This is a genomic window from Pseudomonas haemolytica, from assembly GCF_009659625.1.
Taxonomy (GTDB): Bacteria; Pseudomonadota; Gammaproteobacteria; order Pseudomonadales; family Pseudomonadaceae; genus Aquipseudomonas; species Aquipseudomonas haemolytica.
Genome location: NZ_VOIW01000009.1, coordinates 1 through 16,305 on the forward strand (window position 1 = coordinate 1; position 16,305 = coordinate 16,305).

The window sequence follows — 16,305 nt, forward strand, 5'->3', positions numbered from 1 at the left end:
ATAACGCCGATGGTAGCCAGGAAGTGTATGTCCATGACGACCGGGCGCGATTGGTGCAGCGCATCGATCCCGCCGGCGCCCAGCATTTCAAATCCTACGATGACAAAGGCCGGCTGACCGTCGAGCAGGACCCGATGGGCGCGGTTACGGCGTATCAGTACGACGAAGCTGGGCGCTTGGTGGCGTTGTTTCCGGGGGATGATGAGCCGACCTCCTACGAGCATGACAACGGCTTCGTACGGGTTGTCAGACGCGGTGAGGCGGTCTGGAAATATGAGCGTGGGCAGCTTGTCGAAGAACAACTGCCCAATGGCGGGGTTAAGCACTATCGCTATGACGACCTTGGACGGCAGATTGGTCGTGAGGATGAACATGGCGCGCTGACTCAGTATCAATGGGACAGCGTCGGTCGATTGATTCGTCTCGTCTTGCCAGGCGGTGTTTTCCGGGAATTCAGCTGCAACCCCTACGGAAAAATCATCGCCGAACGCGACGAACTCGGCCACGTCACCCGCTACGAATACGCCGATGGTCTGCACCTGATCAGCCGCCGCATCAACGCCGACGGCACCCAGGTCAAGTACCGCTACGACAACGTACGGCTGCTGCTCACCGAAATCGAAAACGAAGTCGGCGAAACCTACCAACTCGACTACCACCCCAACGGCCTGATCCAACAGGAAAACGGCTTTGACGGCCAACGCACCGCCTACGTTTACGACCTCAACGGCAACCTGCAGTAAAAGACCGAATACGGCGACGACGGCAGCCAGCTAATCACCCGCTACGAGCGAGACCACGCCGGGCGTCTTGTACGAAAAATCCTGCCCGGTAGCAGCGTGGTCGATTATGCCTACGACCGCCAAGGCAACCTCCTCAGCGTCGAGGACGGTCACTGGGCTTTGGCCTACGAGTACGACCGCCAAAACCGCCTCATCGCCGAACACCAAGGCTGGGGCACCCTGCGCTACGGCTACGACGCCTGCGGCCAACTGAAAAACCTGCGCCTGCCGGATAACAACCGCCTCACCTTCAACCACGACAAAGGCGGCCACCTCGCCACTGTCGAACTCAACGGTGAAGAGCTCACCTCGCATCTATTCAAGAGCGGTCGCGAACACCAACGCCAGCAAGGTCAGCTCCTCAGCCACTACCACTACGACGAACAAAACCGCCTGCACGCCCACTCGGTTACCCAACAGCAAAACCACCTCTATCAACGCCAATACGACTACGACAAAAGCGGCAACCTCACCCGCCTGCACGACACCCGCAAAGGCCAACACCTTTACCACTACGACCCCCTCGCCCGCCTGACCCGCGCCGATCATTCGCAAGACGTACAGGAACGCTTCGGCCACAACCCGGCGGGCAACCTGCTGATGCAAGATCGGCCGGGCCCGGACATCGTCGCGGCCAACCGCCTGGTGATCCAAGGCAACCGCCATTACGACTACGACGCCTTCGGCAACCTTATCCGCGAACGGCGCGGGAAGGGCCAGCAACTCGTCACCGAATACCGCTACGACTGCCAGCATCGGCTGATCGGCATCACAAAGCCGAACGGCGAAACCGCCAGTTACCGCTACGACCCGTTTGGGCGGCGCATCAGCAAAACCGTGGATAACAAAACCACAGAGTTTTTCTGGCAAGGCGACAAGCTGATTGCCGAACACCATGCGGACTGTCATCGCAGCTACCTCTACGAACCGGACAGCTTCCGCCCATTGGCGCTGCTGGAAGGGTTTGGTCCAAAAGAAACAAAGCCCTACCACTACCAACTCGACCACCTCGGCACACCGCAGGAACTCACCACTCCCGAAGGCGAAATCGTCTGGTCCGCCCACTACCGCGCCTACGGCCAGATCGCCCGTCTCGACGTAGGCAAAATCGACAATCCGCTGCGCTTCCAAGGTCAATACTTCGATCAGGAAAGCGGGCTGCACTACAACCGCCATCGCTACTACAATCCAGATATTGGCCGTTATCTGACACCGGACCCGGTGAAATTGGCGGGAGGGATCAATGCCTATCAGTACGTGCCCAACCCTACCGGGTGGGTGGATCCACTAGGCCTAAGTTCGTGCCCTGGTGAAAATGGATGTAAGCCGACACACGGCGCTGATGCCCCCGGAAAACATGCCAAGGTCCACGAAGGAGATGCGGAACTCCCCAAAGGAACCGATAGCAAACTATCTAGAAATGGTGCATTTAAAAGAGCAAAAGCAATAGGCGGAGTCCCACAAACCCAACACCCAACGCGAATACGCAGAGTCAAGATCACAGATCAAGAACAATATACGGAGGGTAGAGTGTATATTTTTTAACTACTGGAACGCCAAATAGAAATCCGGGAGCACTCGCTCGGCCATAAAAAAGGGAACCTTGGTCCACACTTCAATACAGAGGCCAGTATCGATGGAGAGTCAGCACCATTAAAAAACCACACAGACAACCACTCATACTTCAAGAGACAAAAATGAAATCAGTATTCATCAGAGAAATAGGTATTCATCCTTGGGATCAGCTACATCCCACCCACGATGAAAACTATATAACGATCACACTACTTAACCAAGATTATTCTGGGGCTTGGAATACTTGGTGTGAGTTCAGCTCGCTACTTAAATCAAAATGGCCAAGCATCGTACAATGGAACACAAAGCTATTACCTTATTACAATAAGACCCAAGAATATCTTTCACAAAAGAACTTCTACAAAAACTCAAAACCAGGAGATATTTTAAGAAAAAACGATTCAACCAACATTTACTCCCAAGTAATAAATTTAGATTGCGATCCGTTTCGGATAGACCCTAACCGTATGGCTTGCTATCGAACATCTGTAACACTCATGCTGAATACTAACGACAGCCTTGAACATCTATGGCGCAATCTAAGCAAACTCACAGACATTTCAAAAACTGACGACTTCAAACTAATTCTTTCTGACGAGAGATCTATTTCCTTCCGGTTCTATGATGCAGAAACACATGGTGTTGCCCAGCTCATTTGCCACTCAGAACACTTGCCTTTTTTAAACAAAATCCTTCAGAAAATGAACCTGGAAGAAATTCAGCAGGAAGGTGTTTACGCATATATCCACAGGTAATGGATTTAGGAACGCGACATTCACCTTGCTTACTTTACGTGCATGTCCTCTCAGAAGAGCTGAATATTGGACTACTTAGCACCGGGCAGAAAGCTGGTAAACAGACGCACTCTTTTGCCCTATGCCTCGCTGGGCCGAAAGGTGAAACCAAGAAAGGTAAATTGCGTCGTTAGGTAAATTGCTTTTCGGTTACTGCCCTTGCAGTAGACGATCTTCGACTTGTCCGGGTGCATGATCAGCAGACACTTTTCCAAGCGTTGCTTGATTGCCGCCATGACCTCGCATGCCTGCTTTTCGCTATGGCAATGAATACCCTATGCTGCGATGGCAGCGACTGGGTATCACTGATACACCGAGGCGTCTGCATCGCAGGCAAGCCAGCTCCCACCTGGACAGATGTGGTCCTTATCAAGCTTCCACCAGGCTCCATTGCTTGCTCAAGCGCTTATCGGAAATTGGCACCTTGGTACCCAACTGCTGGGCAAACAATGACACCCGATATTCCTCCAGCCACCAGCGGTATAGCTCCAACTGCGGGTCGCGCTTACCTTCCTGGGTGTGTTTGTTCAGGCGGTTCTGGTACTGCGCCCACAGGCCGCTCAACTCGGTACTCCACACCCGGTCCTTCTGTACCTGGCTCGGCAGTTTTTCCAGGCGCAGCTCGATGGCCTTAAGGAAACGCGGCAGTTCCTTGAACCATTGCGCCGGGGTTTCCCGCACAAAACCCGGGTACACCAGGTTGCTCAGTTGCTGCTTGATGTCGTTCAAGGCCACGGCCTGGGCCAGGTCGATCTTGCCTTTGAAGCGCTTTTGCAGGCCGTGCCACAGTTTCAGCACTTCCAGGGTCAGGCGCGCCAGGCGCTCGGCGTGTTCGGTCCAACCGCCGCGCTTGCGCTCAGCCAAAGCCGCCAGGCCCGCGCCGTCGCGGGGCAGGCTGGCCTCGCCTTCGAGCACGCAGGTATCGAGGCTGGCCAGCAGAATGTCTTCCACCAGCGCGTCGATACGCCCCAGTTCGCGGTACATCAAGCCCAGCTCGGTCAGGCCCGGCAATTTGCCGCGCAGGAATTTCGCCGGTTCCGCCAGTTGTTGCATCAGCAGGCGCTGCAACGCGCGGCGATGCTGGAACTCGGCTTCGGCGGCGGTGGAGAAACGCCCTTCCTTGACCGTGCCGTTCTCTTCCACCAGCGCCGGGTACACCGTCATCGACAGGCCGGCGATGTTTTGCTGGGTCTTTTCAGCCACCGCCGCGAACACCTTGGCTTCTACAGGCTGTTGGCTTTTCGCGGTTTGCGGTACGGCCAACGCGGCCTGGCTGGCCTCTGCAAAACGTGCGGTCAGTTCGGCCAGGTCGCGACCTTCGCCAAGGAACTTGCCCTGGCCGTCGACCACTTCCAGATTCATCTTCAGGTGGCTTTCCACCTGTTGTGCCGCTTCGGCCCAAGCCTCATCGCTGACCCGCGCACCGGTCATGCGCAGCAACTCGCGCCCCAGCGCCTGGGGCAGCGAGCCCTGGCCGAATTCGATGCGTTGCAGCGCCGCCTTGACGAAGTCCGGCACCGGCACGAAGTTTTTGCGCAACGCCTTGGGCAAGTTACGCACCAGGGCGATGCACTTGGCTTCGATCACCCCCGGTACCAGCCACTCCAGGCGTTCGGCCGGCAACGCCGGCAGCAACGGCGCCGGCACACGCAGGGTGACGCCGTCGCGGGGGTGATTGGGTTCGAAGTGGTAACTCAAGGCCAGCGCCAGGTCGCCCAGGTGCAAGGTGTCCGGATAATGCGCGGCGGTGACTTCACTCGCCTCGCGGGCCAGCACGTCTTCTTCGCGCATGATCAGCAGTTGTGGGTCTTTCTGGCTGTGGACCTTGTACCAGCTGTCGAAGGTCGCCGTCTGGTGGATCTCCGCCGGCAGGCGCGCATCGTAGAAGGCGTACAGGGTTTCTTCATCGGCCAGGATGTCGCGGCGGCGGGCCTTGGCTTCCAGTTCGTCGAGTTGCTCCAGCAGTTGCTGGTTGGCCGTCAGGCACTTGGCCCGGGACTGAATTTCGCCGCGTACCAGGCCCTCACGGATAAACAGCTCGCGGGACACCACGGGGTCAATCGGCCCGTAATGCACCGGCCGACGCCCGACTATGATCAGCCCGAACAGGGTGATCTGCTCAAACGCCACCACTTGGCCGCGCTTCTTCTCCCAATGGGGTTCGAAGTGGTTTTTCTTGATCAGGTGCCCGGCCAGCGGCTCGATCCAGTCGGCGTCGATCTTCGCCACCATGCGCGCATAAAGCTTGGTGGTTTCCACCAGTTCGGCGGTCATCAGCCATTGCGGGCGCTTCTTGCCGATGCCGGACGAGGGGTGAATCCAGAAGCGCCGCTGCCGCGCCCCGAGGTAATCGCCGTCTTCGGTTTTCTGGCCGATCTGGCTGAGCAGGCCGGACAGCACCGCCTTGTGCAGTTTCGGGAAGTCCGCCGGTTCTTTATTGATGCTCAGCTGCATGTCGCGGCAAATCAGGCTCAACTGACGATGGGAATCGCGCCACTCGCGCAGGCGCAAATAGTTGAGGAAGTTCTTGCGACACCAGTTACGCAAAGGGCTGGCGGTCAGCTCCTGGCGCTGCTCTTCAAACCCGCGCCACAAATTGACCAGCCCGGCGAAGTCCGAATCCGGGTCTTTCCACTGAGCGTGGGCCTGGTCGGCGGCTTGTTGGCGCTCCGGCGGGCGCTCGCGCGGGTCCTGGATCGACATGGCGCTGGCGACGATCAGCACTTCCTGCAGGCTGCCGAGCTTGGCCGCTTCCAGCAACATGCGGCCCATGCGCGGGTCCACCGGCAGGCGTGCGAGCTGGCGGCCCAATGGCGTGAGCTGGCTGTTGCGGTCCACCGCCGAGAGTTCTTGCAGCAGGTTGAAACCGTCGCTGATCGCCTTGCCATCGGGCGGTTCGATAAACGGGAAATCGGTGATTTCACCCAGGCGCAGGTGCAGCATCTGCAGGATCACGGCGGCAAGGTTGGTGCGCAGGATTTCCGGGTCGGTGAATTCCGGGCGGCCGATAAAGTCCTCTTCGCTGTACAAGCGAATGCAGATGCCCGGCTCAACCCGGCCACAGCGGCCTTTCCGCTGATTGGCGCTGGCCTGGGAAATCGCCTCGATCGGCAGGCGCTGCACCTTGGCGCGGTAGCTGTAGCGGCTGATGCGCGCGGTGCCGCTGTCGATCACATAACGAATGCCCGGCACGGTCAGCGAGGTTTCCGCGACGTTGGTCGCCAGCACCACGCGCCGGCCCGGGTGGGATTGGAAAATACGCTGCTGCTCGGCCGGTGAAAGGCGTGCATACAGCGGCAGGATCTCGGTGTGCTTGAGCTGGGCCTTGCGCAGCATGTCGGCGGCGTCGCGGATCTCACGCTCGCCCGGCAAAAACACCAGCACGTCGCCGGGGCTGCGGCGTTCGCTGCGCTCATAAGCGGCGATTTCATCGAGGGTGGCGAGGATTGCCTGATCGACGGTCAAGTCGTCCTCGACGCGGTTGCCCTCTTCGTCCTGTTCCAGGGTCAGCGGGCGATACCAGGTATCCACCGGGAAGGTACGGCCAGAGACCTCGACAATCGGCGCATCGTCGAAGTGCTTGGAAAAACGCTCCAGGTCGATGGTCGCCGAGGTGATGATGACTTTCAGGTCGGGGCGACGCGGCAGCAGGGTCTTGAGGTAGCCGAGCAGGAAGTCGATGTTCAGGCTGCGTTCGTGGGCTTCGTCGACGATGATCGTGTCGTAGCGTTCCAGGTAGCGATCGTTCTGGGTTTCAGCCAGGAGGATGCCGTCGGTCATCAGCTTGATCAGGGTGTTGGAATCGCTCTGGTCTTCGAAGCGCACTTGATAGCCGACCAAAGCGCCCAATGGTGTGGCCAACTCTTCTGCGACACGGCTGGCGACACTGCGCGCTGCAATCCGCCGTGGCTGGGTGTGGCCGATCAGGCCGTACTGGCCGCGGCCGATTTCCAGGCAGATTTTCGGCAACTGGGTGGTCTTGCCCGAGCCGGTCTCGCCAGCAATGATCAGCACCTGATGCTTGAGCAGCGCGTCCTTGATTTCATCGCGCTTGGCGGCAATCGGCAGGCTGTCGTCGTAGCGAATCAGCGGCAGGCTGGCGCGCCGCGCCGTGACCTGGGCACAGGATGCCTGCATGCGCGCCACCCACTGCGCCAGCTTCTCCTCATCGGGCTTCTTGCGCAGCTCGAGCAACTGCCGGCGCAAGCGGTGGCGGTCGGCGAGCATGGCGTGATCGAGGGTTTTCAGCAGTTGGTCGATGGTGGGTGCTTGGTCAGTCATCAGGTGCGTTTGGGTCGTCTATTTATGCAGGGGGCGGATTGTCGCAGAAAACCCTGGATGTGCGCGCCCCTCATTCGCTATCGCGGTCCTTGCGCCGGTACGGGAACACATCAATGACCTTGCCGGCGCGAATCGCGTCCTGCAGGCCCTTCCAGTAATCGGCGTTGTACAGCTCGCCATGCAGCTCGTCGAACAACTTGCGCTGGCCGGCGTCGGCAAACAGGAACGGCGGGAATTCTTCGGGGAATACGTCCAGCGGGCCGATGGAGTACCACGGCTCCGAGGCCATTTCATCCTCTGGGGTACGCGGCGCGGGGATATGGCGGAAGTTGGCTTCAGTGAGAAAGCAGATTTCGTCGTAATCGTAGAACACCACGCGGCCGTGACGGGTGACGCCGAAGTTTTTCAGCAGCATGTCGCCGGGGAAGATATTCGCCGCCGCCAGTTGCTTGATCGCCAGGCCGTAGTCTTCCAGGGCTTCGCGCACCTGGGCGGGGTTGGCGTTGTCGAGGTAGAGGTTGAGCGGGGTCATGCGCCGTTCCGTCCAGCAGTGGCGAATGAGCACCGTGTCGCCTTCTACCTGGACCGTACCGGCGGCGACCTCCAGCAACTCGGCCAGGCACTCGGGCTCGAACTTGCTCAAGGGGAAGCGGAAGTCGGCGAACTCCTGGGTGTCGGCCATGCGCCCTACCCGGTCGACGCTTTTCACCAAGCGATACTTTTCGATCACCGTGGCCCGGTTGACGTTTTTCGACGGCGAAAAGCGGTCCTTGATGATCTTGAACACGGTGTTGAAGCCCGGCAGCGTGAACACGCTCATGACCATGCCGCGCACACCAGGGGCCATGATGAACTGGTCATCGGTGGTCGCCAGGTGATTGATCAACGCACGGTAGAACTCGGATTTGCCGTGCTTGTAAAAGCCAATGGAGGTGTACAGCTCGGCAATGTGCTTGCCCGGCAGGATGCGCTTGAGGAAGCCGATGAATTCGGCCGGCACTGGCACGTCGACCATGAAATAGGAACGGGTGAACGAGAAGATGATCGACACGTCGGCTTCGTCGGTGATCAACGCATCGATCTGGATGCCACGCCCCTCGCGGTGCAGCAAGGGGATGACAAGCGGCCATTGTTCGTCACGGGTGTAGATGCGCCCTACGAGGTAGGCGCCTTTATTGCGGTAGAGCACTGAGGAAAACAGCTCGACCTTGAGGTCCGGGTCCTTGCACACCCAATCCGGCAGGTTTTCCCGCAGTTGGGCTTCGAGGCGTTGCAGGTCTGCCGGCAGGTCGGCGTAGGGCTCGCTGAAGCTGTAGTCCGAGAAAACCTGCGCCAACATGCCTGCGATGTTACCGGCCGGTGGGTAGATCCGGGTTTGCGCCGCCCGCGCCCGGCGCAGGCTCGGCCGGGTGGTGTGGATGAACATGCAGCCGTCGCTGATCAGGTCATGACTGAACAGGCCGCAGAAAATCGAGTTGTACCAGGTCTCGGACAGTTCATCGTCAAAGCGCAGGTCGATCAGGCCGATATAGGCACTTTTCACCAGGGGCCACAGGTCGATGTCCTGCAACGCGGCCCCTTCGAAACTTGCCCGCAGGCGGGTGGTGACTTCGCTGACCTTGTCCTCATACAAGTTGATGCGCGCCGCGGAAGCGGCCTGCCCCTGCTGCCACTGGGCCTTCTCGAAACGTTCGCGGGCGCCATCGGTGATTTGGCGGAAGTGCTCACGGTAATCGTCGAACCCGTCGAGGATCATTCGGGCGATAGCGAGGGCGGGCTGCGACATGCGGGAAACCTCGAGCGGGTAACTGGAAGCCCAGAGCTTAGCCAGTGAACCGAGGCAGGAGAAGGATGATTTGTACTTAGACATTGTGTCGGCCCGGACGCTGGGCAACACTCCCCCGCCTGATTGGCGTAGGAGTTTTCCGTGAGACCTGTCGACACCCTGTATCTGCTGGGACTGGCTGCCATCTGGGGCGCGAGTTTTCTGTTTATGCGCATCATCGCGCCCGAAATCGGCACGGTGCCGACTGCGTTTTTCCGCGTGTCGATTGCCGCCGCCGGCTTGCTGGTAATCCTGGCGATGATGCGCGTGAGCTGGGATTTCCAGGGCAAGTTCAAGATCGTTCTGCTGCTGGGCGTGATCAACTCCGGAATCCCGGCAACCATGTACTCGGTGGCGGCCCAGGTATTGCCGGCGGGTTACTCGGCGATCTTCAACGCCACCACACCGTTGATGGGCGTGCTGATTGGCGGGTTGTTCTTCAGTGAACGCCTGACACCGTCGAAAATCTCAGGGGTAGCCTTGGGGCTGTTTGGCGTCGCCGTGCTCACGCGCGCAGGGCCGGTGGCATTTGATCTGGAGTTATTGATGGGCGCGCTGGCCTGTCTGTTGGCGACCACCTGCTACGGCTTTGCCGGTTTCCTGGCGCGGCGTTGGCTGGATCAGCGCGGCGGGTTGGACAGCCGCCTGTCGGCCTTGGGCAGCATGCTTGGCGCTACATTGTTCTTGCTGCCGTTGTTTGCCTACAGCGCCATCAGCCAGCCACCGGCGAGTTGGGGCGGCTGGCAGGTGTGGGCGTCGCTGCTGGGGCTGGGATTGGTGTGTACAGCATTTGCGTACATCCTGTACTTCCGCTTGCTGTCATCGATTGGCCCGGTCAAGTCGATGACCGTGACCTTCATGATCCCGCCGTTCGGCGTGCTGTGGGGGGCATTGCTGCTGGATGAGCCGTTGTCCATGGCCCATCTGTATGGCGGGGTGTTGATCGCCGGGGCGTTGTGGTTGGTGCTGCGCCCGCAAAAACTGTAGGAGCGAGCGTGCTCGCTCCTACAGGGGTAGGTTTCAGTTTTTACGGAATACAAAGACCAGACCGACAATGATCAACACCATCCCCAACAGGCTCAACACGGCCAGCCGATTGCCGAAGATCAGGTAGTCCATCACCGCCGTCACCGCCGGCACCAGGTAGAACAGGCTGGTGACATTCACCAGGTTGCCGCGGGCAATCAGGCGATACAGCAACAACGTCGCCAGCACTGACACCACCAGCCCCATCCACAGCACCGGCAGGTAAAAGCCCGCGCTGTGTTCAAAGTGGAACGGCTGGAAGGGCACGAACACGGCGCACAACAACAGCCCGGCCAGATATTGCAGCGGCAACGTGCCCAAGGGGTTGTCGGTGATGCGTTTTTGCATGATCGAGCCCAACGTCATGCTCGCCAGCGCCAGCAGCCCGAACAGCATCCCGGCCAGGGACATGCCCGCCAGCCCGATGCCCTGGTACACCACCATGATCAACCCGGCCAAGCCCAACCCCAGGCCGAACAGCCGGCGCCAGGAGCGCTGGCGCTCCATCAGCACCACAGTGAGGATCGGCTGTACGCCCATGATGGTCGCCATCACGCCGGGCGTGACTTTGAGGTCCAGGGCCAGCAGATAGAAAATCTGGTAGGCCCCCAACAGCACCAGGCCCGTCGCCGCTGCATACAACATCGGCCTGCCGGGACGTGGCATCTTCAACGTGAGGATAGGCACCAGCAGCACCAACCCCAGCAGGGCGATGGCAAAACGGATTAGTAGAAAGGCAAAGGGTGAAGCGTGAGCCAGGCCCAACTTGGAAAAGATCGCCCCGCTGCTCCACAGCAAGACAAACAGGCTCGTCGAGGCCGCCGCGGCCACGGATCGTTTCGAAAGAACAGACATGAGTTACCACCTGTAATCAGGCAAAAAAGCCAATTCAGCCAAGGCTGAAATTCGGTAGGTTTTTTTCAGGCAGGCACAGGGCAACAGCGAATCGCTGATCAGCCCGAAATGCCAACACCCGGCGGTGATACGACTGCGTACACCGGCGTGCTACTGACAGGTGGGGGGTAGTGACTGATCTGCGCAGGCTGCTTGCCGCCGCACGGCACGACCACAGCGTTGACCGCTGAATCGACTACCGCTATGCGCTGGGAAGCTGGCATGTGCTGATCTTTTTGAAGGGATAAGGACGCGTCGACTATAACCAGCCGCAAACACATTTTGCAATCCTTTCCCCCGCCGCCCTGTGCGTGGAGGACTTTTCATGCCGTCGAACCAGACCACTCGCTATAATGCCGCCCAGTTTTTTCTAAGGATTTCACATGATTGCTCTGCCCTGGCTGTACCTCACGCTGCTTTCCATCGGCTATGTCATGGCCTTGATCTACGGCCAACTGGGCATACTGGCGGCGGTCTCCGTGGCGCTGTTGCTGGTGGCCGGATACGCCGTACGCCAGCAGCGTAACCCTTGGGCACGCTACCTGGGCCACGGGTTGTTTATCGTCCTTGCCCTGGGCCTGGCGATGCACTGGTTGCCGGGTTTCCACAATGGCCGCGGCATCGCGCCCCAGCGCCTTACCCCTGACGCCGTGCCCTTTTCGATGTACCTGAACCAGGACAAACCGCTGATCGGCTTCTGGCTGCTGCTGGCCTGCCCGTGGATTGTGGCGCGGCGGTCATTGCGCCTGTCGATCTGCGTCACTGCCGTGGCCCTGGTCTTGACCGCCATCGCCGCCTTGGGTGGCGCAGCCCTGATGGGCATGATCAGCTGGGCACCGAAGTGGCCGGACCAGGCGTGGCTCTGGGTATTGAATAACCTGCTGCTGGTGACGCTGGTCGAGGAAGCGCTGTTCCGTGGCTATATCCAGGGCGGCCTGAGCCAGCGCTTCAAAAACCTGCCCTACGGCGAGAACCTCGCGCTGCTGCTGGCCTCGCTGTTATTCGGCCTGGTGCACCTGGGCGCGGGTTGGCAGTGGGTGCTGCTGGCGAGTATTGCCGGCGTCGCTTACGGCCTGGCGTATCGCTTTGGCGGGCTGGGCGCGGCGATTGCCACGCACTTTGGCTTGAACCTGCTTCACTTCGGACTGTTCACCTATCCGATGCTGGCCAGCTGACGCTTACCTCGGCCCACTGGATTGTTGCAAAAAACAAGTTAAATAAATGCTCGCCATTGCCGATAACCCCTGAAAGCCTTGTGGATTGAACAATCATGCGTAATAACCAACCCGTTACCCAGCGCGAACGTACCTTCCCCGCTCAGCAACGGTTGATCTCCACCACAGATGCCAAGGGTGTCATTACCTACTGCAACGACGCGTTTGTCGAAATCAGTGGGTTCACCCACGACGAACTGATCCGTGCCCCGCACAATCTGGTACGTCACCCGGACGTTCCGGCAGCGGTATTCGCGCATATGTGGTCAACGCTCAAACAAGGCTTGCCATGGATGGGCATTGTCAAGAATCGCTGCAAGACCGGTGACCACTACTGGGTGAACGCCTACGTAACACCGGTCTTCGACGGCAACCAGGTGATCGGCTACGAATCGGTGCGCATCAAGCCCACCGCCGAGCAGATCCGCCGGGCCGAAGCGCTCTATCAACGCATCAACCAGGGCAAGTCGGCCGTTCCTCAGCGGGACAAATGGCTGCCGGTGCTGCAGGACTGGCTGCCGTTTATCCTGGTCAGCCAGTTGAGCTTCATGATCGGCGCGTCGCTCAACTCCCACTGGGGCTTTGCCTTGGCGGCGGGTCTGTCGGTGCCGTTGGGCCTGCTGGGCCTGAGCTGGCAACAACGCGGCCTCAAGCGTTTGCTGCGCCTGGCCGAGCAGACCACCTCCGACCCGTTGATCGCGCAGATGTACACCGACAGCCGTGGCGCCCAAGCGCGACTGGAAATGTCGATCCTCAGCCAGGAAGCACGTCTTAAGACCTGCCTGACTCGGTTGCAGGACACTGCCGAGCACCTCAACGCCCAGGCGGCGCAGTCCAACACCCTGGCGCACAACAGCTCCAGCGGCCTGGAACGCCAGCGCGTGGAAACCGAACAGGTGGCCACAGCGGTCAACCAGATGGCGGCGACCACTCAGGAAGTGGCCAGCCATGTACAGCGCACCGCCGACGCCACCCAGGAAGCCAACCGCCTGACCGGCCGCGGCCGCGATATCGCCGGGGAAACCCGCGAGGCGATTCAACGGCTGTCGGTGGCCGTGGGCGAGACGGGCGTGACCGTCACCCAATTGGCCAAGGACAGCGATGAAATCGGCGGCGTGGTCGATGTGATCAAAGGCATCGCCGACCAGACCAACCTGTTGGCCCTCAACGCGGCCATCGAAGCGGCGCGTGCCGGGGAGATGGGCCGTGGTTTTGCGGTGGTGGCTGACGAAGTGCGCCAACTGGCGCAGCGTACCGCTGAGTCCACCGGGCAGATCCATGCCTTGATCGCCAAGCTGCAACACACGGCGGCTGCGGCCGTGCAAACCATGGACGCCGGGCATCGCCAGGCTGAAGAGGGTGTAGCGCGGGTAATGGAAGCGGACCAGGCCTTGGTGGGTATCAGTGAGGCGGTGGCGAATATCACCGATATGACTACCCAGATCGCCGCTGCCACCGAGGAGCAAAGCGCTGTTGCTGAAGAGATCAGCCGTAATATCAGCACCATTGCGCTGTTGGCGGATGAGACGTCAGAGCAGGCGATGAACTCGGCGCAGTTGAGTGAGGAACTGACTCATACCGCGAATACCCAGTACTCGCTGGTAGAGCGCTTTAACCGGTAGACCGCAATCGGGGGCAAGCCCCCTCCCACATTTTGACCCTATTCCAAAGTTGGAACTCGGTCGAATGTGGGAGGGGCTTGCCCCCGATAGGCCCTAACAGGCGCCGAGAAACTCAGCCACTTGCACTGCCGCAGCCTCCAGATGCTGCTCATGGCTGAACCCCGAAGCCTTTAGCGGCTTCAAATCATGATCCCCCGCCACCCGCCACATCACCTCGATGTTCGGCGACAACTCATAGCCTTGCACTGCCTGCCGATTACCCAGCGCATCACGCTCGCCCTGCACAATCAAGGTCGGCGTCTTCAACCCGGCCAGATGCTCCACCCGTGGTTTTTCCGGCTTGCCCACTGCATAGAACGGATAGCCCAGGCACACCAAGCCATCGGCACCCAACTCGTCGGCTACTAAACTCGCCATCCGCCCGCCCATGGACTTGCCGCCAATCGCCAGTGTCCCAGCGACATGACGTCGCACCTGGGCATACACCTCGCGCCAGCATTCCAGCAGTTTGGGCGCCGGATTCGGCGGGCGTTTGCCGCCGTCCACCCGGCGCTGGGCCATGTACGGGAACTCGAAGCGCAGCACGTTCACGCCATGCCCGGCAAGGCGTTCAGCCATGTCGCTCATGAACGCCGAGTCCATCGGTGCGCCGGCGCCGTGGGCCAGGATCAACGTGACCGGCTCGCCCGACGTCTTGCCCGTGGCGACATTCCACAGCCAGCCGCGTTCGCGCACACACTGCGCCCATTGATCCCCGTCAATACTGGCCTTGTGCTCTTTGCCCATGCTTGCCTCGCTTTTTAGTCTGCCTATAACTCCAGCCCAAGTGCCGCATTTGCTTGGGTTGAACCGTGGATGGGGAACCATGAACACTACTTTAAGTACCGCCTATAACTACAAGGTGGTCCGCCAATTCGCCATTATGACGGTGGTGTGGGGCATCGTCGGCATGGGGCTCGGGGTTTTTCTCGCTGCCCAATTGGTATGGCCTGCGCTCAACTTTGATTTGCCCTGGACCAGCTTCGGCCGCCTGCGCCCGTTGCACACCAACGCGGTGATCTTCGCCTTTGGTGGCTGCGCACTGTTTGCCAGCTCGTTCTACTCGGTGCAGCGTACCTGCCAGACGCAACTGTTCGCGCCGAAAGTCGCCGCGTTCTGCTTCTGGGGCTGGCAGCTTGTTATCCTGCTGGCTGCCATCAGCTTGCCGCTGGGCTACACCAGCTCCAAGGAATACGCCGAGCTGGAATGGCCGATCGACATCCTGATCACCATCGTCTGGGTCGCCTATGCCATCGTGTTCTTCGGCACGATCATGAAGCGCAACACCAAGCACATCTACGTTGGTAACTGGTTCTTCGGTGCGTTCATCATCACCGTGGCGATCCTGCATATCGTCAATAACCTGGAAATCCCGGTCAGCCTGACCAAGTCCTACTCGCTGTACGGTGGTGCGACGGATGCCATGGTGCAGTGGTGGTATGGGCATAACGCTGTGGGCTTTTTCCTCACTGCGGGCTTTCTCGGGATGATGTACTACTTCGTGCCCAAGCAGGCCGAGCGTCCGGTGTATTCCTATCGCTTGTCCATCGTGCACTTCTGGGCACTGATCACCCTGTATATCTGGGCCGGCCCGCACCACTTGCACTACACCGCCCTGCCAGACTGGGCGCAGTCCCTGGGCATGGTGATGTCGCTGGTGCTGCTGGCCCCGAGCTGGGGCGGCATGATCAACGGCATGATGACTCTATCGGGTGCCTGGCATAAGTTGCGCAGCGACCCGATCCTGCGCTTCCTGGTGGTGTCCCTGGCGTTCTACGGTATGTCGACCTTCGAAGGCCCGATGATGGCGATCAAGACCGTCAACGCCCTCTCCCACTACACCGATTGGACCATCGGCCACGTACACGCCGGGGCGCTGGGTTGGGTGGCGATGATTTCCATCGGCGCGCTGTACCACATGATCCCGAAAGTCTTCGGTCGCGAGCAGATGTACAGCCTCGGCCTGATCAACGCGCACTTCTGGCTGGCCACCATCGGCACCGTGCTCTACATCGCCTCGATGTGGGTCAACGGCATCGCCCAGGGCCTGATGTGGCGTGCGGTCAACGAAGACGGCACCTTGACCTACTCGTTCGTCGAAACCCTGGTGGCCAGCCACCCAGGCTTCATTGTGCGGTTGGTAGGCGGTGCCATCTTCCTCAGCGGCATGTTCCTGATGGCTTACAACACTTGGCGCACCGTGCGTTCGGCGCAACCTGCCGAAGTCACCGCTGCAGCGCAGATGGCCTGAGG

10 protein-coding genes and 2 pseudogenes are annotated in these 16,305 nt (G+C 59.8%); 7 read left to right on the forward strand and 5 right to left on the reverse strand.

The window, feature by feature from the left end; all coding sequences use genetic code 11:
* From FRT59_RS27090 to FRT59_RS24930, 3 genes and pseudogenes are all read left to right on the forward strand, one after another.
* Positions 1–2,174: pseudogene (locus FRT59_RS27090) on the forward strand (RHS repeat-associated core domain-containing protein); the annotation flags it as partial.
* Positions 2,175–2,348: 174 nt separating this feature from the next.
* Entirely contained in the window at positions 2,349–2,483 is a 135-nt protein-coding gene (locus FRT59_RS27620; RefSeq protein ID WP_411829411.1) for a hypothetical protein, read from the forward strand.
* Positions 2,480–3,112: a hypothetical protein gene (locus FRT59_RS24930; RefSeq protein WP_153872650.1), complete on the forward strand. Its 633-nt coding sequence runs from the start codon at positions 2,480–2,482 to the stop codon at positions 3,110–3,112. The genes FRT59_RS27620 and FRT59_RS24930 overlap by 4 nt, the downstream gene beginning before the upstream one ends.
* Positions 3,113–3,234: 122 nt before the next feature.
* Here the strand turns inward: FRT59_RS24930 and FRT59_RS27325 are convergent.
* The 3 genes and pseudogenes from FRT59_RS27325 to aceK all read right to left on the reverse strand — a co-directional run.
* Positions 3,235–3,423, reverse strand: a pseudogene (locus FRT59_RS27325) (group II intron reverse transcriptase/maturase); the annotation flags it as partial.
* 97 nt (positions 3,424–3,520) lie between these two features.
* Positions 3,521–7,432: an ATP-dependent RNA helicase HrpA gene (hrpA, locus tag FRT59_RS24935; RefSeq protein WP_034119253.1), complete on the reverse strand. Its 3,912-nt coding sequence runs from the start codon at positions 7,430–7,432 to the stop codon at positions 3,521–3,523.
* Positions 7,433–7,502: 70 nt separating this feature from the next.
* On the reverse strand, positions 7,503–9,218 hold the full coding sequence (gene aceK / locus FRT59_RS24940; protein WP_153872651.1) for a bifunctional isocitrate dehydrogenase kinase/phosphatase: 1,716 nt from the start codon (positions 9,216–9,218) through the stop codon (positions 7,503–7,505).
* Between the two features lie 141 nt (positions 9,219–9,359).
* Between aceK and FRT59_RS24945 the strand changes: the two genes are divergently transcribed.
* Complete coding sequence (locus FRT59_RS24945) at positions 9,360–10,244, forward strand: DMT family transporter (protein ID WP_162524858.1); 885 nt, start codon at positions 9,360–9,362, stop codon at positions 10,242–10,244.
* A 33-nt stretch (positions 10,245–10,277) separates the two neighbouring features.
* Here the strand turns inward: FRT59_RS24945 and FRT59_RS24950 are convergent, their stop codons facing one another.
* Positions 10,278–11,138, reverse strand: coding sequence for a DMT family transporter (locus FRT59_RS24950; protein ID WP_153872652.1), 861 nt, complete (start codon positions 11,136–11,138; stop codon positions 10,278–10,280).
* Between the two features lie 422 nt (positions 11,139–11,560).
* On the opposite strand from FRT59_RS24950, the gene FRT59_RS24955 reads away from it, so the two are divergent.
* Together FRT59_RS24955 and FRT59_RS24960 are read left to right on the forward strand one after the other, a co-directional pair.
* Positions 11,561–12,352 carry a CPBP family intramembrane glutamic endopeptidase gene (locus FRT59_RS24955; RefSeq protein WP_153872653.1) on the forward strand — a complete coding sequence of 264 codons (792 nt, stop codon included), beginning with the start codon at positions 11,561–11,563 and terminating at the stop codon, positions 12,350–12,352.
* 95 nt (positions 12,353–12,447) lie between these two features.
* Positions 12,448–14,013 carry a methyl-accepting chemotaxis protein gene (locus FRT59_RS24960; RefSeq protein WP_153872654.1) on the forward strand — a complete coding sequence of 522 codons (1,566 nt, stop codon included), beginning with the start codon at positions 12,448–12,450 and terminating at the stop codon, positions 14,011–14,013.
* Between the two features lie 93 nt (positions 14,014–14,106).
* Here the strand turns inward: FRT59_RS24960 and FRT59_RS24965 are convergent, their stop codons facing one another.
* The gene (locus tag FRT59_RS24965) at positions 14,107–14,799 is read right to left on the reverse strand and encodes an alpha/beta family hydrolase (RefSeq protein WP_034119259.1); all 693 of its coding nucleotides are present in this window, start codon (positions 14,797–14,799) and stop codon (positions 14,107–14,109) included.
* Positions 14,800–14,878: 79 nt separating this feature from the next.
* Between FRT59_RS24965 and ccoN the strand changes: the two genes are divergently transcribed.
* The gene (gene ccoN, locus FRT59_RS24970) at positions 14,879–16,303 is read left to right on the forward strand and encodes a cytochrome-c oxidase, cbb3-type subunit I (protein ID WP_034119260.1); all 1,425 of its coding nucleotides are present in this window, start codon (positions 14,879–14,881) and stop codon (positions 16,301–16,303) included.
* The last annotated feature ends 2 nt before the right edge of the window (positions 16,304–16,305 follow it).